This is a genomic window from Pseudomonas sp. BIOMIG1BAC (assembly GCF_001705995.2).
In the GTDB taxonomy this organism is placed as follows: Bacteria; Pseudomonadota; Gammaproteobacteria; order Pseudomonadales; family Pseudomonadaceae; genus Aquipseudomonas; species Aquipseudomonas sessilinigenes.
In genome coordinates this window covers 2164029-2184094 of record NZ_CP049045.1, presented here as the reverse complement: position 1 = coordinate 2184094, position 20066 = coordinate 2164029, and the positions used below count along the sequence as shown (strand labels likewise).

At 62.1% G+C, this 20066-nt stretch carries 17 protein-coding genes, 6 tRNA genes and 1 pseudogene; 7 read left to right on the top strand and 17 right to left on the bottom strand.

The window, feature by feature from the left end:
- Positions 1–58 precede the first annotated feature (58 nt).
- The gene (locus ATY02_RS10280; protein ID WP_068577999.1) at positions 59–2290 is read right to left on the bottom strand and encodes a DNA internalization-related competence protein ComEC/Rec2; all 2232 of its coding nucleotides are present in this window, start codon (positions 2288–2290) and stop codon (positions 59–61) included.
- Positions 2291–2430: 140 nt separating this feature from the next.
- Here ATY02_RS10280 and ATY02_RS10275 point away from each other — a divergent pair, with 140 nt between their 5' ends.
- Complete coding sequence (locus tag ATY02_RS10275) at positions 2431–2946, top strand: DUF2062 domain-containing protein (RefSeq protein ID WP_068578001.1); 516 nt, start codon at positions 2431–2433, stop codon at positions 2944–2946.
- A gap of 51 nt (positions 2947–2997) precedes the next feature.
- On the opposite strand, the gene ATY02_RS10270 is transcribed toward ATY02_RS10275, so the two are convergent.
- The 4 genes from ATY02_RS10270 to ATY02_RS10255 all read right to left on the bottom strand — a co-directional run bounded on the left by ATY02_RS10270 (position 2998) and on the right by ATY02_RS10255 (position 6164).
- On the bottom strand, positions 2998–3777 hold the full coding sequence (locus ATY02_RS10270; protein ID WP_068578002.1) for an ABC transporter permease: 780 nt from the start codon (positions 3775–3777) through the stop codon (positions 2998–3000).
- Positions 3774–4706 (bottom strand): ABC transporter ATP-binding protein, encoded by a 933-nt coding sequence (locus ATY02_RS10265; protein ID WP_068578004.1) that lies wholly within the window; start codon positions 4704–4706, stop codon positions 3774–3776. Before ATY02_RS10265 ends, ATY02_RS10270 begins: the two co-directional genes overlap by 4 nt.
- A gap of 132 nt (positions 4707–4838) precedes the next feature.
- Positions 4839–5462, bottom strand: coding sequence for a glutathione S-transferase family protein (locus tag ATY02_RS10260; protein WP_068578027.1), 624 nt, complete (start codon positions 5460–5462; stop codon positions 4839–4841).
- A gap of 42 nt (positions 5463–5504) precedes the next feature.
- Positions 5505–6164, bottom strand: coding sequence for a transglutaminase-like domain-containing protein (locus ATY02_RS10255; protein WP_068578006.1), 660 nt, complete (start codon positions 6162–6164; stop codon positions 5505–5507).
- A gap of 225 nt (positions 6165–6389) precedes the next feature.
- Here ATY02_RS10255 and ATY02_RS10250 point away from each other — a divergent pair, with 225 nt between their 5' ends.
- Positions 6390–8837, top strand: coding sequence for an acyl-CoA dehydrogenase (locus ATY02_RS10250; RefSeq protein WP_068578008.1), 2448 nt, complete (start codon positions 6390–6392; stop codon positions 8835–8837).
- 85 nt (positions 8838–8922) lie between these two features.
- Positions 8923–9330 (top strand): PA2817 family protein, encoded by a 408-nt coding sequence (locus tag ATY02_RS10245; RefSeq protein ID WP_068578010.1) that lies wholly within the window; start codon positions 8923–8925, stop codon positions 9328–9330.
- 75 nt (positions 9331–9405) lie between these two features.
- Here ATY02_RS10245 and ATY02_RS10240 read toward each other — a convergent pair whose 3' ends face one another.
- Positions 9406–10350, bottom strand: coding sequence for a LysR family transcriptional regulator (locus ATY02_RS10240; protein ID WP_068578011.1), 945 nt, complete (start codon positions 10348–10350; stop codon positions 9406–9408).
- An 87-nt stretch (positions 10351–10437) separates the two neighbouring features.
- Here ATY02_RS10240 and ATY02_RS10235 point away from each other — a divergent pair, with 87 nt between their 5' ends.
- Positions 10438–11064 (top strand): hypothetical protein, encoded by a 627-nt coding sequence (locus tag ATY02_RS10235; protein WP_068578013.1) that lies wholly within the window; start codon positions 10438–10440, stop codon positions 11062–11064.
- 35 nt (positions 11065–11099) lie between these two features.
- Positions 11100–11732, top strand: coding sequence for a LysE family translocator (locus tag ATY02_RS10230; RefSeq protein WP_068578015.1), 633 nt, complete (start codon positions 11100–11102; stop codon positions 11730–11732).
- On the opposite strand, the gene ATY02_RS10225 is transcribed toward ATY02_RS10230, so the two are convergent.
- The 3 genes from ATY02_RS10225 to ATY02_RS10215 form a co-directional block, all read right to left on the bottom strand.
- Complete coding sequence (locus tag ATY02_RS10225) at positions 11721–12731, bottom strand: CobW family GTP-binding protein (RefSeq protein WP_068578017.1); 1011 nt, start codon at positions 12729–12731, stop codon at positions 11721–11723. The two genes, ATY02_RS10230 and ATY02_RS10225, sit on opposite strands and share 12 nt — an antisense overlap.
- Positions 12732–12795: 64 nt before the next feature.
- On the bottom strand, positions 12796–14553 hold the full coding sequence (locus tag ATY02_RS10220) for an amidohydrolase (RefSeq protein WP_068578019.1): 1758 nt from the start codon (positions 14551–14553) through the stop codon (positions 12796–12798).
- Between the two features lie 107 nt (positions 14554–14660).
- Positions 14661–15722: an AraC family transcriptional regulator gene (locus ATY02_RS10215; RefSeq protein WP_068578021.1), complete on the bottom strand. Its 1062-nt coding sequence runs from the start codon at positions 15720–15722 to the stop codon at positions 14661–14663.
- A 412-nt stretch (positions 15723–16134) separates the two neighbouring features.
- Here ATY02_RS10215 and ATY02_RS10210 point away from each other — a divergent pair, with 412 nt between their 5' ends.
- Complete coding sequence (locus ATY02_RS10210) at positions 16135–16338, top strand: hypothetical protein (protein WP_141698217.1); 204 nt, start codon at positions 16135–16137, stop codon at positions 16336–16338.
- A gap of 18 nt (positions 16339–16356) precedes the next feature.
- Here the strand turns inward: ATY02_RS10210 and ATY02_RS10205 are convergent.
- From ATY02_RS10205 to ATY02_RS10180, 6 genes are all read right to left on the bottom strand, one after another.
- Positions 16357–16432 (bottom strand) — tRNA-Gly (locus ATY02_RS10205).
- Between the two features lie 3 nt (positions 16433–16435).
- A tRNA-Glu gene (locus ATY02_RS10200) sits at positions 16436–16511 on the bottom strand.
- A 105-nt stretch (positions 16512–16616) separates the two neighbouring features.
- Positions 16617–16692, bottom strand: a tRNA-Gly gene (locus ATY02_RS10195).
- A 3-nt stretch (positions 16693–16695) separates the two neighbouring features.
- Positions 16696–16771, bottom strand: a tRNA-Glu gene (locus ATY02_RS10190).
- A 105-nt stretch (positions 16772–16876) separates the two neighbouring features.
- Positions 16877–16952, bottom strand: a tRNA-Gly gene (locus ATY02_RS10185).
- 2 nt (positions 16953–16954) lie between these two features.
- Positions 16955–17030: transfer RNA gene (locus tag ATY02_RS10180), tRNA-Glu, on the bottom strand.
- A gap of 405 nt (positions 17031–17435) precedes the next feature.
- Here ATY02_RS10180 and ATY02_RS10175 point away from each other — a divergent pair.
- Positions 17436–18194 carry a hypothetical protein gene (locus tag ATY02_RS10175; protein ID WP_068587940.1) on the top strand — a complete coding sequence of 253 codons (759 nt, stop codon included), beginning with the start codon at positions 17436–17438 and terminating at the stop codon, positions 18192–18194.
- Positions 18195–18260: 66 nt separating this feature from the next.
- Here the strand turns inward: ATY02_RS10175 and ATY02_RS36545 are convergent, their stop codons facing one another.
- On the bottom strand, positions 18261–19124 hold the full coding sequence (locus ATY02_RS36545) for a methyl-accepting chemotaxis protein (RefSeq protein ID WP_416220677.1): 864 nt from the start codon (positions 19122–19124) through the stop codon (positions 18261–18263).
- Positions 19122–19346, bottom strand: a pseudogene (locus ATY02_RS36540) (HAMP domain-containing protein); the annotation flags it as partial. The gene ATY02_RS36545 and the pseudogene ATY02_RS36540, both read right to left, overlap by 3 nt.
- Positions 19347–20066: the final 720 nt, after the last annotated feature.

Below are 20066 nucleotides of genomic sequence, written 5' to 3'. Positions count from 1 at the left end.
TGGACGCACCGAAGACCGTGATGTCGCATGTTCAGAGGCTTTAATAACCCACGGTTATTTAAGGCATTGCCGGTGGAGCACGCCAGAAACGCCGCTGCTCCCGCACGCTGTATGGCTTGCTGAAGGCCCCTAGTTGCAGCTTCAGTGCCCCCTGCTCGGCGCTGTCGTAGATGATCACGCCCTGGCGTCGATAACGCGCCACCACTTGCGGGTGGGGATGGCCATAGGCATTGCCACGCCCCCGGGAGATCAGCACCGCGCCAGGGGCCAGGCGCTGCAACAAGGCCCTGGACGACGAGGTCCGGCTACCGTGGTGAGGCGCTTGCAGCCAATGCACAGGCACCCCCAGCGGACTGTCTAGAAAGGCTCTTTCGGCCTGGACGTCGATATCGCCGGTGAGCAGCAGGCGCTCTCCATTCGCCTCGACCAACAGCACGCAGGATGCCTGGTTGCCATCACGGGCGTGGGCCCATTGCCATTGGCTGAAACGCACGCCATCCCATTGCCAGCTCACTCCGGACTCACAAGGTGCGGCTTGCAGGGCCACCGGCAACTCCCGGGACTCGCCACTGCGTACCAGGCGCACCGGCAACGCCCGCTGCACCGCCAGGGCACCTCCGGCGTGATCGTTATCGGCATGGCTGAGCAGCATCAGGTCCAGTTGCCGGATGGCCAGCCGATGCAAGGTCGGCACCACCACTCGCTCCCCCAGGTCGAAATCACCGCTGCGGGCGCCGGCGTCATACAGCATCGCGTGCTCCCTGGTACGCAGGATGAATGACAATCCCTGCCCCACATCCAGCTGCCAGACCTCGGCCTGGCCATAGGGCACCCGCTGCGGCGGTGGCCAGGCCACCAGCAACAACAAGGGCCAGCCGAAAATCCGCAACGGCGTACCAGCAGGCAACAGCAACAAGCCAGCACCCAGGCAGGACAAGACCCAGAGCCACCAGGGAAGCAGGGGTGCCATCCAAGCCGGGGACCATCGGGCCACCACCTCCAGCCAACGAAACAACCCGTCGAGCAACCCACCGGCCAGCCACAGCATTCCCTCTCCCAGATAGGGCACGGGCAACAGCAGGCACCCCAACAAGGCTGGCGGCAGTACTAGAAAACTGATCCAGGGAACGGCCAGCAGATTGGCCACTGGACCACTGAGGCTGATGGGCAGGCCCAGGGCCAGTAGCGATGGCAAGAGGCCGATGGCCACCAACCACTGGGCGCGGCTCCAGCTTTGCCACCAGCGCCATGTCCCCAGGCGCCCGGCGAAGGTGAAGACCAGGATCGCCACCGCGGCGAACGACAACCAGAACCCCGGTTGCAGGCTGGCCAGGGGTTCGAACAGCAAGACCGCATCAAGCGCCAGCAACAACGGCCACCAGGTCCCCAGGTGACGAAAGCGCAAGCGCCAGAGCAGGACCAGCGCCACCATCACACAAGAGCGCTGGACGGGCACGTCGAACCCGGCCAGCAGCCCATAACCCAGGGCCGCGAGGAATGCCAGGGCACAAGCCCAGGGCAGCCAGGGCCAACGCTCGGGCCACGCGCCATGACGTGCCAATCCCGCCACGGCCAGGTAAACCACCCCGGCCAACAGGCTGATGTGCTGCCCGGAGATCACCATCAAGTGCACGGTGCCAGTGTCCTGCAGCAGCTGCCAATCCTCACGCGCCAACCCGGAACCGTCCCCCATCACCAGAGCAGCCAGCCCTCCGGCACGCCCATGGGCCTCGACGGCCAATAACCGCTGGCGCAAGCCATCACGCCAGGCACCACGGGCCGCAGCCAGTAGCTGGCCGCCCTTGACCGTACCGGTGGCGCCAATCCGCCTGGCCAGCAACCAGGCTTCGTAGTCGAAACCCTGCAGATTGAGCAGGCCCGCCGGGCGCCGCAAGGTCACCGCCAGGCGCCAGCGCTCGCCACTTCTGACCTGCGGCCCATCACGCCAGCTCAGGCGCATTCGCCTTGGCAACCGATCACGCCGGGCCTGGGCATCCTGCACCTCGAAACGTACTACCCCTGTTCCGCTCTCCGGCAAACCGACGACCCTCCCCTCCAGCCAACGGGTCTGCCCATCCAGTCGCGAGGCCAGGCGGTCATCAAGCGCCCATTGCGCGCACGTGCACGCCCAAGCCAGGCCGAACAGGAAAAATGCCACCGGATGTGTACGAAACGGCAGCATCATCAATGCCAGTATCCCCATCGGCCACAACCACCAGGCGGGCGGCAAGGCTGGCAGGAAACCCAGTGCCAGAAGCCCCGCGGCCAACCCCAGCATCCCTGTGCGCATTCGCCACTCCATCCATGACAATCCCTACCCTGGGATTAGCCAAGAATGTCGGGAGGCGGCTTTATCATTTGTCACAATGTCTGAATTTGCCCTAGTTACAATCCGGTCATAATTGCCGCTTGACCCGACCGAGAAGCCTTATGCCCCGGCGCTTATTCCGACGCTACATGCCAGATCCCAGCAGCATCCGCGAACACAAGTCCTTACGCTTTCTCGGTACCCTGCTGCATGACGCCAACCTCTGGCACCTCAACCGGCACTCGGTGGCCCGGGCCATGGCCGTGGGCCTGTTCGCCGCCTTCATCCCGATCCCGATGCAGATGCTTCTCGCCGCAGTGCTGGCCATCTGGCTGCGGGGCAATATGCCCATCAGCGTCAGCCTGGTGTGGCTGACCAACCCGATCACCATGCCGCCGGTGTTCTTCTGCACCTATCAGCTAGGAGCCTGGCTGATGAACGTACCGCCACGCACCCTGCCCGACAGCCTTACCTGGGAGTGGATCAGCGGCCAGTTGTCCACCCTGTGGCAACCCTTCCTCCTGGGTTCGGTGGTGGCCGGCCTGGTACTGGGGGCCCAGGCCTATTGCCTGACCATGCTCTATTGGCGTTGGTGGGTCGCCCGCCAATGGCGACGGCGCAAGTTGCAGCGGCGCTAGAAACGACAACGGCCTCCCGAGGGAGGCCGTTTTCATTGCCGACAGTGCTGCTTACTGGCGCATGCCGCGCCCGCTGACCAGCAACCGGGCACAACCGATATAAAGCACCGCCGTGGCCACCAGCATGAACGTGATCGCGGTGCCGATACTGATATCCGATACCCCGAGGATGCCGTAGCGGAACGAGTTGACCATGTGCAACACCGGGTTGGCCAGGGACACGGTCTGCCAGAACGGCGGCAGCAGGTTGATCGAGTAGAACACCCCGCCCAGGTAGGTCAGTGGTGTCAGGACGAACGTCGGAATAATCGAGATATCGTCGAAGTTGCGTGCGAACACCGCGTTGATGAAGCCCAACAGCGAGAAGATCGTCGCCGTCAGCACCACCACCAGCACAGTGATGCCCAGGTGATGCACCTGCAGCTTGGTGAAGAACAGCGACAGCAGCGTCACGATCACTCCCACCGCCAGCCCACGCAGCACCCCACCCAGGGTGTAGCCGACCAGAATGGTGTGGGGCGACACCGGCGACACCATCAGTTCCTCGATGGAGCGCTGGAACTTGCTGCCGAAGAAGCTCGACACCACATTGCCGTAGGAGTTGGTGATCACCGACATCATGATCAGCCCCGGCACGATGTACTCCATGTAGGTGAAGCCACCCATGTCACCGATTTGCCGGCCAATGAGGTTACCGAAGATGACGAAGTACAGGACCATGGTGATGGCTGGCGGCAGCAGGGTCTGCGGCCAGATCCGGGTAAAGCGCTTGACCTCGCGGTAGACGATGGTATTGAGCGCCACCAGGTTGGCTTGGAACTCTGAACTCATACCGCCACCTTCGACAGATTCTTCTCCACCAGGGACACGAACAGTTCCTCAAGTCGGTTGGTCTTGTTACGCAGGCTCAGCACCTCGATGTTTTGCAGCGCCAATTGGCCGAACAGCGCGGTGATCCCTGCGGCTTTGTCTACCTGGACCTCCAGGGTATGGCTGTCCACCAGTCGGGCCGGATAACCGACCAACGAGGGTGCGACGGACAGGTCATGCTTGAGGTCGAGCAGGAAGGTCTCCACATGCAGTTGGCCGAGCAACTGGCGCATGCTGGTGTTCTCGACGATGGTGCCGTGGTCGATGATGCCGATGTTGCGGCACAACTGCTCGGCCTCTTCCAGGTAGTGAGTGGTGAGGATGATGGTGATGCCCTTCTGGTTGAGCTCGGTAAGGAAGCTCCACATCGAACGGCGCAGCTCGATATCCACCCCGGCAGTGGGTTCATCGAGGATCAACAGGCGCGGTTCATGGACCAGGGCCCGGGCGATCATCAACCGGCGCTTCATGCCACCGGACAAGGAGCGCGAAGGCATGTCGCGCTTGTCCCACAGGCCGAGCTGGGTCAGGTATTGCTCGGCCCGCTCCCTGGCGACCTTCGCCGGAATACCGTAATAGCCGGCCTGGGTCACGACGATGTCGAAGGTCTTTTCGAACTGGTTGAAGTTGAATTCCTGCGGCACCACGCCAATGCTGCGCTTGAGCGCCGCCGGCTGGCGATCCAGGTCATGGCCGAAGACATTCACCGTTCCGCTGGTCTTGTTCACCAGGGTCGAGAGAATGCCGATAGTGGTGGATTTACCGGCCCCGTTGGGACCGAGCAGGGCAAAGAAGTCACCCTCGGCGACATCCAGATCGATACCACTCAGGGCCTGGAAACCGTTGCCGTAGGTTTTGGTTAGCTGCCGGATGGACAGAGCGGAACTCATATCGGATTCATGCACCAAGAAGAGGGAGTTTTATAGTTAAGGGCGGCCCGGCCAGATTGCAACGACGCCGGACGCTCGCCATGTTGCGTGCCGACGCCCTGCAAGTACAGTCATGTCTATCAATAGTGGGTATTAAGTCAACGCGGTCATCACCGCCCGACGATAGGCCGGGCGCTGCTGCAGGCGCTGGTACCAGGCTTCCAGATGGGGCATCGATGGCCGCTCGATCGGCATCTCGAACCAGGCATAAATGAAACTGCCCAAGGGAATGTCGCCCATGCCGATCTGCTGGCCGGAGAGGTAGGGTTGCCCGGCCAGCGCCTGGTCGACCCGCCCCAGCAAGTCGGCACAGGTGTCCCTGGCCGCATTGATCTTCACCCAATCCTGTTGTTCCGACGGGGTGCGCAATACCCCCCAGAACAGGGGACGGAACACATCGGCGAAGGTCGAGGTGTTCCAATCCATCCACTTCTCGGCACTGGCCCGTGCCTGCACGTCGGCCGGATACCAGGGCGTGCCGGCGGCATGCCGAGCCAGCAAATAGCGCACGATGGTGTTGGATTCCCAGAGCACGAAGCCTTCGTCCTCGATCATCGGGATCCGCCCGTTGGGGTTCAGCGCCCGGTACTCGGGGGTGTCCACCACGCCGAAGGCGCCACCGGCATCCAGGGACTCATAGGCCAGCCCCAATTCCTCGGCGCACCACAGCGCTTTCCTGACATTCGATGAATTCTTGCGTCCCCAGATCTTCAGCATGACCATCCCTCGGTAATGAATGCCGGGGCAGTCTACGCCTGATCAGCCGCGACTCAAATCGCTGTGCATATCCCCAAGTCCTGTGAATTGCGGCTGGCCGATCAGATGCGGATAGCATTTTTTCAGGTGGTCGAAAAAGAAGTGCTCCGGGACATCGGCAAACTGCCCATGGTCCACCAGGTATTCCATCAACTGCTCGCCCTGGCGATTGAAGGGATGGAAGACGCTGTCCTGCACGCCGTCGAACTCCAGCGGCGCCACATCGAACAGCTCGCACAGGTCCTGGTTGAACGCCGGCGTGGCCTTGACCCAACGCCCGTCCAGGTACAGCTCGGTATAGCCGTGCATGGCGAACACGTCGCTGCGCAACAATTCCAGCAAGCGCGGGGTCGAGAGATGGTTGCGCACGTCCGCCAGGCCTATCCGGGCAGGAATCCCACAATGCCGTGCACAACCGGCCAGCAAGGTGGCCTTGGGCACGCAATAGCTCTCGCCCGTGGCCAGGGCGTGGCTGCCGCGCAGGCTCCCGGGGTCGAGGCTGAAGGTGTAGGGGTTGTAGCGCACGGCCTCGCGTACCGCGTAGTAGAGGCTCACCGCTTGCTCCCTGGGGTCGCCTCGGGTGCCGCGATGAGATTCGGCGAACTCCACTACCGCCGGGTGGTCACTATCGATGAAGCGGCTGGGACACAGGTACTCGTGCATGGGCTTAACCTCCAGGTGAACCCTGAGTCTATAGAGGCATCCAGCACAGAGATAACGACGTTTCGGCCAAAGATCATGGCCTGCTTCACCCAGCCGGACGAAACGGGCAGCCGACGTTCACCGGCCAGGGCCAGCCTGCCCCGCACCGCCCCGGGCACCCGCTTGGTCGCACGCCGACTAAGCTCTGAGGGTGCTTCGGCCCCCTGGCCTCATGGAGGATTGAATATGCTGTTGTTGTGGATACTGGTTCTGCTGGCTGGCGTCGCCTACCTGGCACATCGCCGCACCGCTCCGTTGCCCGCCCTGGGCGCAGTCGCTGTCTACCTGCTGGCCATGGGCATCTTCAGCCACGCTCCCGGCTGGTTGCTGCTGGTGTTCTGGGTCGTCCTGGCGGCAGTGGCCGCGCCCCTGTTGCTGCCGGACCTGCGGCGCAAGCATTTCAGCGCCCCGCTGTTCAACTGGTTCCAGAAAGTCTTGCCACCGATGTCACAAACCGAGCGCGACGCCATCGACGCCGGCACCGTGTGGTGGGATGGCGAGCTGTTCAGCGGGCGTCCTGACTGGAACACCCTGCTGGCCTATCCCAAGGCCCAGCTCACCGAGGAAGAACAAGCCTTCATCGACGGTCCCACCGAAGAACTCTGCGCCATGGTCAGCGACTGGCAGATCGGCCAGCAGATGGACCTGCCTGCCGAGGCCTGGGCGCATATCAAGGAACATGGTTTCTTCGCCCTGATCATTCCCAAGGAGTACGGCGGCAAGGGCTTCTCGGCCTATGCCCACTCCCAGGTGGCGATGAAGCTGGCGACCCGCAGCGGCGACCTGGCCTCCACGGTCATGGTTCCCAATTCCCTGGGCCCGGCCGAACTGCTGCTGCACTACGGCACCGACGAACAGCGCAACCACTACCTGCCGCGCCTGGCCCGGGGCGACGATATTCCCTGCTTCGCCCTGACGGGCCCCCTGGCCGGCTCCGACGCCGGGGCCATGCCGGACACCGGCATCATCTGCAAGGGCCAGTGGCAAGGCGAGGAAACCCTCGGCCTGCGCCTGAACTGGGAAAAGCGCTACATCACCCTGGGCCCGGTAGCGACCCTGCTGGGCCTGGCCTTCAAGGCCCATGACCCGGACCACCTGCTGGGCGAAGAGGAAGACCTGGGCATCAGCCTGGCCTTGATCCCCACCGACACCCCTGGGGTGGAAATCGGCCGCCGCCACCTGCCCCTGGGCGCCGCCTTCATGAATGGCCCCAACTCCGGCAAGGACGTATTCATCCCCCTGGACTTCCTTATCGGCGGCCAGGACATGCTCGGCAAGGGCTGGATGATGCTGATGAACTGCCTGTCGGTGGGACGCTCCATCTCGCTCCCGGCAGTGGGCACCGGCGCTGCCAAGTTCACCAGCCTGGTCACCGGCCAGTACGCCCAGGTACGTGAGCAGTTCAACGTGCCGCTGGCGGCCTTCGAAGGCATTCAGGAAGCCCTGGCGCGCATCGGCGGCAATGCCTGGCTGATGGACAGCGCGCGCATGCTCACCGCCAACGCCGTGGACCTGGGGGAAAAACCCTCGGTGCTGTCGGCGATCCTCAAGTACCACCTCACCGAGCGCGGCCGCGAATGCATCGGCCACGCCATGGACGTGCACGGCGGCAAGGGCATCATCATGGGGCCCAACAACTACCTGGGCCGCAACTGGCAGGGCGCGCCGATCTTCATCACCGTGGAAGGCGCCAACATCCTGTCGCGCAACCTGATGATCTTCGGCCAGGGGGCGATCCGCTGCCATCCCTTCGTGCTCAAGGAAATGGCCCTGGCCGGGCGCGAAGACCACGACCAGGCCCTGAAGGAGTTCGATGCCCTGCTGCTCAAGCACATCGGCTTCGCCGTGAGCAACGCCGCCAGCACCCTGGTGCTGAACCTGGGCCTGGGTCGCTTCGAAAAAGCCCCGGGGGACAGCCTCAGCCAGGGCTACTTCCGCGCCTTGAACCGCCAGGCCGCAGCCTTCGCCCTGCTCGCCGACCTGTCGATGATGCTCCTGGGTGGCGAACTCAAGCGCCGCGAGCGCCTGTCCGCACGCCTGGGCGATGTGCTCAGCCACCTGTACCTGGGCTCAGCGGCGCTCAAGCGCTACCACGACCTGGATTCGCCGGAGTACCTGCAACCGCTGCTGGCCTGGGCCATGGAAGAAAGCCTCGGCCACTCGGAACGGGCCCTGGACGAACTGCTGCGCAACTTCCCCAGCCGCACCTTCGGCTGCCTGCTGCGGGTCCTGGTGTTTCCCTTTGGCCGGCGCCATACCGGCCCCTCGGATCGACTGGACGCCGAAGTGGCAGCGATCATCGGCCGGGCCAAGGGCGACCCAGCCCTGGAAGCCGTGCTCGAAGGTTGCTACCGCCCGCAAGCGGCGGACGATCCGGTGGGTGCCCTGCAGCATGCCTGCGAACTGCTCAGCGCCGCCCATCCACAATACAAGCGCCTGCACGAGGCGTTGAAAAGCGGCCAGTTCAAGCCCGCGGCCGGCGAATCGGTCATCGACGCCGCGCTGGAGGCCGGTGTCCTGCAGGCAGCCGAGGCGCAAAGCCTGCACGCGGCCGAAGCAGCGCGGCGCAAAGTCATCGATGTGGATGATTTCGCCAAGGAAGAGTTGACCTTGAGCGAAGGCAAGACCCGCTAGGCGACCGCCCTTGGGCTGGTCGATTATGAAACCGGGCGTGGGGGCTATATACTCCCGCGCCCGTTTTGCTCTTGAGGACCCTGTCATGTCCAACACCGTCGCCGACCATCTCGTCCTGCTGGACCACCTGCGCAGCATCCTGGTGGCCGTGGGAGAAGCCGAACAGGTTCCCGAAGAAAGCCACGCGCTGTTCCTGGAGCGCTTCGATGAACTGCGCGCCTCGCTGCCGATCGATCCGATCGAAAGCCAGTACCTGGGCCAGGACCTGCTGTGCCAGATCATGCAACGCTACCCACAGATCGCCCACCTGGTGCCGCGCGACCTGCTGTGGTACTTCGCCGGCGACTGCCTGCACTACATGCCCGACGAGGAAATCGACCTGTACCAGGCCCTCGAGGAGCGCCGCTACGAGGCCGAGCAGAACGACGAGCCCTTCGACTGGAACCAGGAAAAACAGCTGCTGGCGCTCTCCGACCAGGACAGCAAGCACTGATCGATACGCCTGGTGTCACCAAGGCCCGCACGGTTACACCGGCGGGCCTTTTTCATGGGCGCTGTTTGGCGGCGACTAGGGCGCCCTGCCCGGCCGGCCCAAGGTCGGCTCCTTGGCCAGGCACTCCACCAGGTAATCGATGAACACCCGCAACTTGGGCGGCAGGTAGCGGGTCGGCGAGTGCAGCAGCCAGGCGCCGCCGTGGTAGGAGGCCAGAAAGGTCCACTCCGGCAGCACCTGCACGATCAAGCCCTGCTCCAGGGCATGGCGCGCAGTGAAGTACGGCAGGCTGCCGATCCCCAGGTGCTGCAGCACCGCATCCAGGCGTACGCCGGTGTGGTTGGCGGCGTAGCGCCCACGCACCGCCACGGTGACCGCCTTGCTGCCCTGGGTGAACTTCCAGCGCGCGTCGCTGGGCGTCTCGCCCAGGTAGATGCAACTGTGCTGGCGCAGGTCCTGGGGATGGCCCGGCGTGCCGTGCTCCGCCAGGTACTGCGGCGTGGCGCACAGCAGATGGTCGATGCGCAGCAACTGGCGGCCGATCAACCCAGGCGGCGGCCGGTCGGTGATGCGGATCGCCAGGTCGACATGATCGTCGATCAGGTCGACGTCCCGGTCTTCGTGCAGTAACTCCACATCCACCTTCGGGTAACGCCGCAGGAACTCGGGCATGTGCGGGTGCACCACGAAACGCCCCACCGCCTTGGGCACGCTGACCCGCACCACGCCCTCGGCCTCGTGGGTGAACTGGCCGCTGATCTCCATCACCGAACGCGCCGCGCTGACCATCTCGCAGCAGCGCTTGAACACTTCCTCGCCACCATCGCTCAAGCGCAGCTTGCGAGTGGTGCGTTGCAGCAAGCGGGTGGCCAGGGCCTTCTCCAGGCGCGAAACGCTGCGGCTCACCGCAGAAGGCGAAGAACCCAGCTGGCGCGCGGCCTCGGAGAAGCTACCGGTCTCCACCACGCGGACGAAAATGGCCATTTCGGCCAGCAAAGGCAGGGGTAGATTTATGCTCATGACGCAATAGTCCATTGAGTTTCGAACGGATTATCACGCAATCGAGGCCGCCACATAATAAAAACACTCACTTGCAAGGTCTCGAACATGACGCTGCGCCTGTATTTCCAAGACGATGAATTGAATATCCCGGTGCAAGTCCTGGGCTGCACCAGGGTGGACGACTCGTTTATCGCCACCCTCGACGCCACGCCTTTCCATCCCCAGGGCGGCGGCCAACCCAGCGACACCGGCTGGATTGGCGAGGCCCGGGTGCTACGGGTACTGCAGGACGGTGAACAGATCCTGCACCACCTGTCCCAGCCCCTGGAGCCCGGCTCTTTCATCGCCCGGGTGGACCCGGACCAACGCCTGTTCAACAGCCGTATGCACTCGGCCGGACACCTGATCGGCCACTTCGGCCAGAGCCTGGGTTGGATACCGGTCAAGGCCCACCACTGGCCAGGCGAAGGCCGGGTGTCGTTCAAACCGGGGCCGACACCTCAGGCCATCGATGCCGACTTGCTGCACAGCGCTATCGAACAATGGATAACCGCGGATTTGCAGCGCCGCATCGAGTTGCAGGACGGCATGCGCCAGGTCGGCTTCGGCCCGTTGCCGACCTTTGGCTGCGGAGGTACCCATGTACAACGACTGCGGGAACTGGGCCAGGTACGCATTGAATCGGTAACGGAAAAAAAGGGCGTGCTCTCGGTCAGCTACGACCTGGCCTGATCCCTCGCCCCTTCAACCTGCCTCACGGAGTTTCCATGCTGTCCACCTATCTCGGTGAATTCGCCGCCCTGGCAGTGGTTCACTTTCTCGCCGTGCTCGCTCCCGGGCCGGACTTTGCCGTCACCATCCGCCAGAGCGTGCGCTTTGGCCGCATGATCGGCACTTGTACCGCCCTGGGGATCGGCGCCGGCATCTCGGTCCATGTGCTCTATACGCTGTTGGGCGTCGGCGCCCTGATGCACACCACGCCCTGGTTGTTGAACGTCGCCAAGCTACTGGGTGCCGCCTATATCCTCTACCTGGGCATCAGCCTGCTGCGCAGCAAGGCCAAGTCCAGCGTACCGGGGGAAGCGGAGCCTGAGCCGGCTCGACAGACACTGCCGCGCGCCTTCATCACCGGTTTCCTGACCAACGCCACCAACCCCAAGGCGACCCTGTTTTTCCTGGCGATCTTCACCACCCTGGTCAGCGCCAGCACGCCGCTGAGCATCCAGGCCCTGTATGGCGCCTGGATGTGCCTGGTGAACGCGCTGTGGTTCGTCATCGTCGCGCTGTTTTTCTCCAGTTCCCGCGTCCGCCTGCTGTTCATGCGCCTGGGGCACTGGTTCGAACGCTGCATGGGGCTGGTCCTGCTGCTGTTCGCCGGACGCTTGCTGTTATCGCTCTGAGCCCACGGCCAGCCGGGTAACAGTGAGCTCTGGGTGGCAGACCGATTGCTCCAGGCGCTCATACAGCGCCTGGGCATCCAACTGCCTGGAGCCGATCACCACCAGGTGGCTACCCACGGCCTCTTGCTCATCCCAGGTCGCGCCAGGCTGGATATCCAGGCGCGCGCCCACCAGATGCAGGACAAAGCGTCGGTCGGGGTACCCCTGCAGATAAAGAAACCCCTTGGCTCGGTAGACATGGTCCGGAAACCCGCCAATCACCTTGCGCAGGGCCGCCAGGGACAGGGGCGCCGAGCTGTGCCAACTGAAACTGCTGAACAGTTGATCATGTCGCTGGGGCCTGGCCACGACATAACCCGGCTGGCGGGCATGGAACGCAAGCGGCGCGAAACGCTCCGGGCTGGTATCGAAGATGAAGGGCAAGGGGATATTGGCAAAGACCGCCTCATGGACCTTGGCCCGGGGAAACAGCCACTGCCGCTTCAGCTCCTGCAAGCTCTCGGGACTGACCAGATCGACCTTGTTGATCACCACGATATCGGCAGCGGCCAACTGTTCCTGGGCCAGGGGCCTGACCTCCTCAGGCAGGTCGCGATGACGCTCGGCATCGAGCAGCACCACCACGGTGTCGAGTACCAGCCGTTGGCGCAATTGCGGATACCTCAAGGTGTGCACCACCCGCCCAGGATCGGAAACACCACTGGTTTCTATCAGGATATGTTCGGGTCGCCCCTCTTGCATCTTGCACAACTTCTCAAGTTGCTCGATCAGATCACTTTCAACAGTGCAACAAATACAACCATTGGCCAGGCTGGTTATATTCTGCGAGGCACTGACAATCAAATTGGCGTCTATGTTTATTTCACCAAAGTCATTGACCATGACCGCAATCTTCAAACCATGGTCGCCATTAAGAATACGGTTCAACAACGTGGTTTTTCCCGAACCGAGAAACCCGGAAATAACACTGACACGAATGATCGGAAGTTTCGAAGACATTGCTCTCACCCACACTGGCAAGTTCAGGCATGACCGCACGAATGATTCGCGCACCGAATACTAATTAGATTTTTTCGTGGAACTGCGGCAGTTCCTTGCGCCAGCGTGCCTGCCATTGCGTACCGCCAAAACGATCATGTCGATCCCAGACCACTGCGCCCTCCAGGACAGTGAGATCGACTTGGGTATTGTGGATATTGCCCCTGGGCTCCAACTCGAACAGGTTGCGATCGAGCACGATCATGTCCGCGGACTTGCCGACCTCGATACTGCCGCAACGATGCTCCAGCTCCATGCACCAGGCTCCGTTGATGGTCATCACCCGGATGGCCTGCTCCAGGGAAATGGGGCTGCCGTAGTAGCAGGCATCGCTCTGGTCCCATGGGTTCTGCCGGGTGATCATGGTCTCGAAACCGATCCAGGGATTGATGTCCGATACAGGCCAATCCGTCCCCATCACCGCGACGCCTCCTGCATCGAGTACGCCCTTGAAGTTGAACAGCCGCTGGGAACGTTCCTCGCCATTGGCCTGGGCGCGGGCCATGGAGAAGGGATAGGGATACCAGGCCACTGGGGAAAAATCGGCGGTGACCTGTAATGCCTTGAATCGCGGCAGGTTCTGCTCGAGCAACACCGAGGAGTGCGCGCAATGGTGCCGCACGCCATCGGGTCCGTTGCGCCGCCGGGCCTCGGCCACGGCATCGAGGAACAGGTCCGACGCCGCATCGCCGGTACAGTGGGCGATCACCCGAATGCCTTGCCGGTCCAGGTCCACCACCAGGTCGGTGATATGTTCGGGGGTCAGGTTCAGGCTGCCTCGCCACTGCCCTGCGCCGCTATAGGGCGTGGCGAAGTAGGAAGACTGGGTTTCATGGGTGCCATCGAAGTGGAACTTCACCGCACCGGCATTCAAGCGAGCACTGCGGTAGAAGTGCCGCTCACCGGCCAGCAGCTCCCAACGACGCCTGACCGGGAAGATATCGTCCTGCCAGCTGATCGCCGCCTCCACCCGCAAGGTCAGGTCACCGGCGTCATCCAGGGTCTTGAGTGCGTTGAGGCGATGCTCGCAGACATGGACGTACTTGGTTCCGACCACCCCGCGCCCGGTCTGGTACTGGACGCCTTCACCGTAGGCACGGACCAGCGCATGCATCGGCGTGGGCGGCATGGCGGCATGAATCATGGCGTAACCGCCGTCCACGAGAACGCCACTGGGCTCACCGGTCACCGAGTCGCGAACAATGTAGCCGTTGCTCGGATCCTGGGTCTGCGCATCGATGCCCGCCAGCTCCAGTGCCTTGGAATTGACCATGATCGAACCCCAGGAACGATCGAGGATCGCCACCGGGCGATCGGCGATGATCTGGTCCAGCCAGTCGCGCCCGGGCTCGATCCCGGCCTTGCGGAACTCGAAGTGGACGAAGTACTGCCCGTAGATCCAGCCATCTCCCGGGTGTTGGTTGGCGTACTCCAGGATGCTGGCCTTGACGTCCTCCGGGGTGGGACTGTCCAGGCCGACACTCAAGTAGCCTGAGTAGCGCGGCGCCAGTGCCAAGTCGGGGTGGGTATGCATATCGTAGATGCCCGGCATGGCGAACGAGCCCTGCAGGTCCACCACTTGGGTCTGCTCGTCGATATAGGCCTGGATATCGACGCTGCGCCCTACCGCGACAAAGAGCCCATCCTTTATCGCCACCGCCTCGGCCCACGGTTGTTGTTCATCGACGGTATATATCTTGCCGTTGAGAAACACCATGTCGGACTTTGCATCGCTATATCCGGTATGACTCGACTTGAAGTTTTTATTCTTTTGACTGTTCATGTGAATACCTCCCCTGGGATATCTACAGAACAGGATCTATCAATCTCTCCAAGCCCTTCAATATCATATCCTCGCATTCCACTATCATTAGATTGCAGTCGGCAACTTTACTGGTGAGCCACTCCATCCCGACCCAAACGACACTCTTGCGCGGTAAAACCAAACCACTTCTTGAACGCCCGATAAAAATTCGCTGGGTAGTCATAACCCAGGGTGTAAGCAACTTCCTGTAGGGGAATACGCGTTTTTTCCAGATATTCCCTGGCCAGCCCCATTCGCACTTCAAGGACCACCATGCGGTAGTTGACCCCAGCCTTCGCCAGATGTCGGTAGAAGGTGATGGGAGTCATCCTGACGCGCTCGGCCATGACTTCCAGGCTAGGGAACTCGCGCTGGGGGTTCATCAACAGCATCCGTCGCACGTCGTCGATCAGGCCGCTCTTGTTGTTATCCAATTGGGCCATGACCAACAGGCACTGCTCATGGCACAAACGCGATGTGGAAGGGTTGGCCGCAGGAAAGGGCAACTCGTACCAGGCCTCGGGAAACGACAACCGCGTGCCAGGTCGGGAGAACTCGATCCGGCCGGGAAAGATCTCGCTATAGAGCGCCTTGTAGGCCGGTGCCGGGTAATCCAGCTCCAGGCGCAACTCCTGACTGTCACTGACCTCCGGCAGGCGCTGGCAGATCCAGTGCCAGGTGGAGGCCAGCCACTCTTCCTGCAACCCACGCGCATTGACGCCAGGGTGCAGGGGCGCGTGCAGCAACACTTCGACCCGGCCACCACAGACACGCCTGGTTCCATTGAGCGGATGCGGGAGCAAGGCGGTGCTGCCGAAGGTCAGGTCCCAGGATTTGCGCAGGTTTTCTGCGCTCAGGCAGGCATACCCCAGCAAGCCGATATCGGTGATGTCGTACAACGCCCCCAAGCGCAGGTAGAAACCGCGCTCGGCAACACTCTCGGGCACCTGCTCGAGCAGTTGGTAGTACTGCTGGAAACTCAGCGCCAGCTCGTCACCCGCAAGCACCGCCCGGGCATCGCTCCCCACTCGCGCCAATGCTGTCGGCAAGTCGAATGGCACCGACATGTCCCGCAAGCAGCGGCGCAGATGCCGCAGGAAATTAGCGGCAATACGATTGGTTTCCTGTGTGGCGATCAAATGCACCATGTTTTGCCCCGCCCGCTCCATTACCCGTCATGACAGCAGGCTAGCCGCAAACGCAGCTCAATGAGGCCAGTCGTAGGGTGCCTGCAAGCGCGGCGTGAGTTCGAGGCCCTGGACATGGTCTGCGATATCGCCCAGTGCCATCACCGACCTCCAGAAGATAGGCAGCCTCGCTACTCATCAGCGAACTGCCATAGCGAAAATCACGATCGACTAGGATCAGTAGAGCGAGGTAGGACATTTCGCTCTGTGGCGCGCGAAAGGCCTGAGGGCTTACTCCAGCGAGGATAGTCGCACCCTGTTGGGATACCGTTCGGTGCTATAGCTGGGAACGAAGACAATGCTGTCCAGGCCATCGAGAGGCGGGTCATCGACGCATACCTTTATTTTTATAGTTAAGGGCAAGGTGCTTTCGATGAAGAAACTAGGCTGCGGCGCCGCTCGGTTCAATATCATATTCGATCAATCAAATATCATTTTCCTGCAAGCTCCAGTACTGCCGGGAGCTGGCAGGACAAGGGAGCGGACGAGCTCGAAACGGTATCTGCCCAGACGGCTGCAGGACGGCGTGAAGCCAAGATCGCTTTATGACGCGCAAACAAAAACGCCGCTCGAATGAGCGGCGTTTTTGTGAATTTGGAGCGGGAAACGAGACTCGAACTCGCGACCCCGACCTTGGCAAGGTCGTGCTCTACCAACTGAGCTATTCCCGCAAATGGCGTCCCCTAGGGGACTCGAACCCCTGTTACCGCCGTGAAAGGGCGGTGTCCTAGGCCACTAGACGAAGGGGACACGCTACCCGGAACACATGGTGTGTGTTTCGGTGTCCAGATCCGCATCCGAAGACTTGGGCTCTGGTTTCACTCAGTCTCGCCCGAAAGCCAGACCGTTTAAAATTGGAGCGGGAAACGAGACTCGAACTCGCGACCCCGACCTTGGCAAGGTCGTGCTCTACCAACTGAGCTATTCCCGCAAATGGCGTCCCCTAGGGGACTCGAACCCCTGTTACCGCCGTGAAAGGGCGGTGTCCTAGGCCACTAGACGAAGGGGACACGCTACCCGGAACACATGGTGTGTGTTTCGGTGTCCAGATCCGCATCCGAAGACTTGGGCTCTGGTTTCACTCAGTCTCGCCCGAAAGCCAGACCGTTTAAAATTGGAGCGGGAAACGAGACTCGAACTCGCGACCCCGACCTTGGCAAGGTCGTGCTCTACCAACTGAGCTATTCCCGCATTGGCGTCCCCTAGGGGACTCGAACCCCTGTTACCGCCGTGAAAGGGCGGTGTCCTAGGCCACTAGACGAAGGGGACACGCTACAACATTCACTCCCTCCAGCGTTTCGCGTTTAGCTTTCCGCTGAAAGTGGCGCGCATTCTATGGATGCTTTGGGAGGTCGTCAACCCCCAGATATAACTTTATTTAAATCAATAACTTCGGACCCGTTTCAGGCCTGCCATGGGCTTTTCTGCTGCCCGCGCTTTGACGCCTATATTCTGTCACCCGACAAGACGCTATAGTCCTGCGCAGCCGGTGATATCAATTTGAACCCATGGCCCTCCCTGTTCGCCTGCTATCACTATAGAGACGGTCATCGCATCTATAGGGACAGGGCTCAAGCCATCTCCGGCTCGTCGAGCGGCGCTATGCGCCCAAATGCCAAGCCACTACACTCGCACGCGAAATCCTATAACGAGGTTTTAACGGTGACACCACTCATGATCACCCTGCTGGTAATAGCCGGGATCGCACTCTTGATCGCCATTGGCTACATGAACCATGTGGTGGAAAACAACAAGCTGGAAAAGGTCCGCACCAAGGTCGAGCTCAATGACCGTCTGCGCCGCTGTGGCGAACTCACCGAAACCTTCCCCGGCCAATTCATGTCGCCGGCCCTCAAGTTGCTGCTGACCCGCCTGGAACTCAATGTGGTGCAGCGCCTGCTCAACCTGGATAAAGCCAACACAGCACTCAAGGCCCGCCTTGCCGAGCTGAACACCCTGGTAGGCCAAGGGGAGTCGATCCCGGTCAACAACCCGCCATCACCGATCCTGACCGAAGCCAAGGCCAAGGACGTGCGCTTCCTGCTGGAGGCCATGCACGGCCAGGTCACCCGCGCCGCCCACGATGGTTTCCTGCCCCCCAACGAAGCCAAGCGCTGGATCAAGGAAATCCGCCATATCCTGGTGCTGCTGCACATCGAATTCTTCAACAACCTGGGACAGCACGCCTTGCAGCAGAACCAGCCGGGTCAAGCCCGCCTGGCCTTCGAGCGCGGAGTGCAATACCTGCGCAAGCAACCGGACCCCAAGGTCTACAGCGAACAGCTGGAGTACCTGGACAAGCTCCTGGCACGGGCCAATGCCATGGTGCTCTCGACCCTGGAGCCGGCGGAAGACGAGGTCAACGAGTTGACCCAGGGCCTGAAAGAAGTGGAAGCCGACGCCGACTGGAAAAAGAAAGCCATCTACGACTGAGATGGATGATCGTGCCCGGCGCGCCATGCCGGGCACTGGCTGGCTACAGCCATGCCCACCCCGCCGCTACAGGCGAAAATGCCCCACCATGGATTTCAACTCGCCCCCCAATTGCGCCAGCTCGATGCTCGACGCGGCGCTGCCCTGCATCGCCTGCGAGGACTGATCGGCACTGGCGCGAATGCTGGTGACACTGCGATTGATCTCCTCGGCCACAGAGCTTTGTTGCTCGGCGGCGGCAGCGATCTGCTGGTTCATCTGCTGGATCAGCGACACGGCCGCGGCGATGCTGCCCAAGGCGCTTTCGGTAAGCAACGCATCGCTCACCGCTAGCTTGACCAACTCACCGCTGCCCTGGATCTGCTGGACCGACGAGTCCGCGGCTGCGTGCAAGGCCACCACCAGACGGGCGATTTCTTCGGTGGACTGCTGGGTGCGCTTGGCCAACGCCCGCACCTCATCGGCCACGACCGCAAATCCCCTGCCCTGCTCACCCGCCCTCGCAGCCTCGATGGCCGCATTGAGCGCCAGCAGGTTGGTCTGCTCGGCCACGCTCTTGATCACATCCAGCACGCTGCCGATATTGGCGATCTCGGCATTCAGGCTCTGGATACCGCTGCTGGCGCGATTCGCTGAATCCGCCAGTTGCTCGATACGCTGCATGCTCTGGCGTACCACCTGCTGGCCAGTCTCGACCTTGTCATCCGCGGCCTGGGCCGCCAGCGCCGCCTCCTCGGCATTGCGCGCCACATCATGGACCGTGGCGGTCATCTGGTTCATGGCCGTGGCCACCTGTTCGGTTTCCTCCTTCTGGTTGCTGACTTCCAGGTTGGTCTGCTCGGTCACGGCAGACAGCGACTGCGCCGATCCGGCCAGGCTTTCAATCCCCGATTGCAGGCCGCTGACGATACTGCTCAAGCCGCTGCTCATTTGTTGCATCGCCTGCATCAATTGGCCGATCTCGTCACGCCGCCCGACCGCCACCGTCGCCGTCAGGTCCCCCGCGGCTATCTGTTGGGCCACCTGCATCACAGTGCGCAGGGGCCGGACGATCGACCGGGTAATGGCCAAGGCCGCCAACAACCCCACCAACAAGGCCAAGGCCGACGACCCAAGGATCAACAGGGCGTTTTTCTCCAGCTCGTCCTGCATCGACCGATCCTGGGCGGCATAGGCCTGGTCAACACGGGCCATCACCTGGGCGGCACGCTCGTGCAACTGCCTATAGACCTGCTTCTCCTGGACCAACAGGCCGGTGTACTCGTCGAGTTTTTCGCTGAAGTTGCCGATGTGCCCCGATACCTCATTCAGAACGGTCTGGTATCCCGCGTCCTTGACGCTGCCCTTGAGCTGTTCGACCAGGGCCAGGGACTGCACGGCCTGCTCGATCCGTCCCTGCTCGCCGGGTTCCTGGTCCCCACCCTTGCGGTTCTGGTCCAGGCGCACCCGTGCCTCGTTCATGGCCTGCAACATCAGGCGCGAGACCTGGCTGACCTGGCTGGCCTGCTCGATGAACCCGGCCCCCTCCTGGCCCTGGGAATCCTTGAAGGAATAAGTGCCGTCGTCCACCAGCCCGGCCTGCAGCACATCGAGGTTGTTGGCCACGCTGGACACCGACCAACTGGCCATTTCCAGCGCCAGGTCCTTGGCCTGGGTCAACTCGACGAACCCATCGAAGGCCTTGCGATAGTCGGCCAATGCCAACTCGACATCCGCCATGACCGCCTGGTTGGCCGAGGACTGGCCCTTGAGTCGCTGAGCCAATGCCCCCAGTGCCTCCAGGTTTTCGTGCAGGGTATCGACGACCTTGCTGTCGCCATGCAACGCATAGTCCTGCTCCAGCAAGCGAATCTTGAGGACCCCGCTATTGAG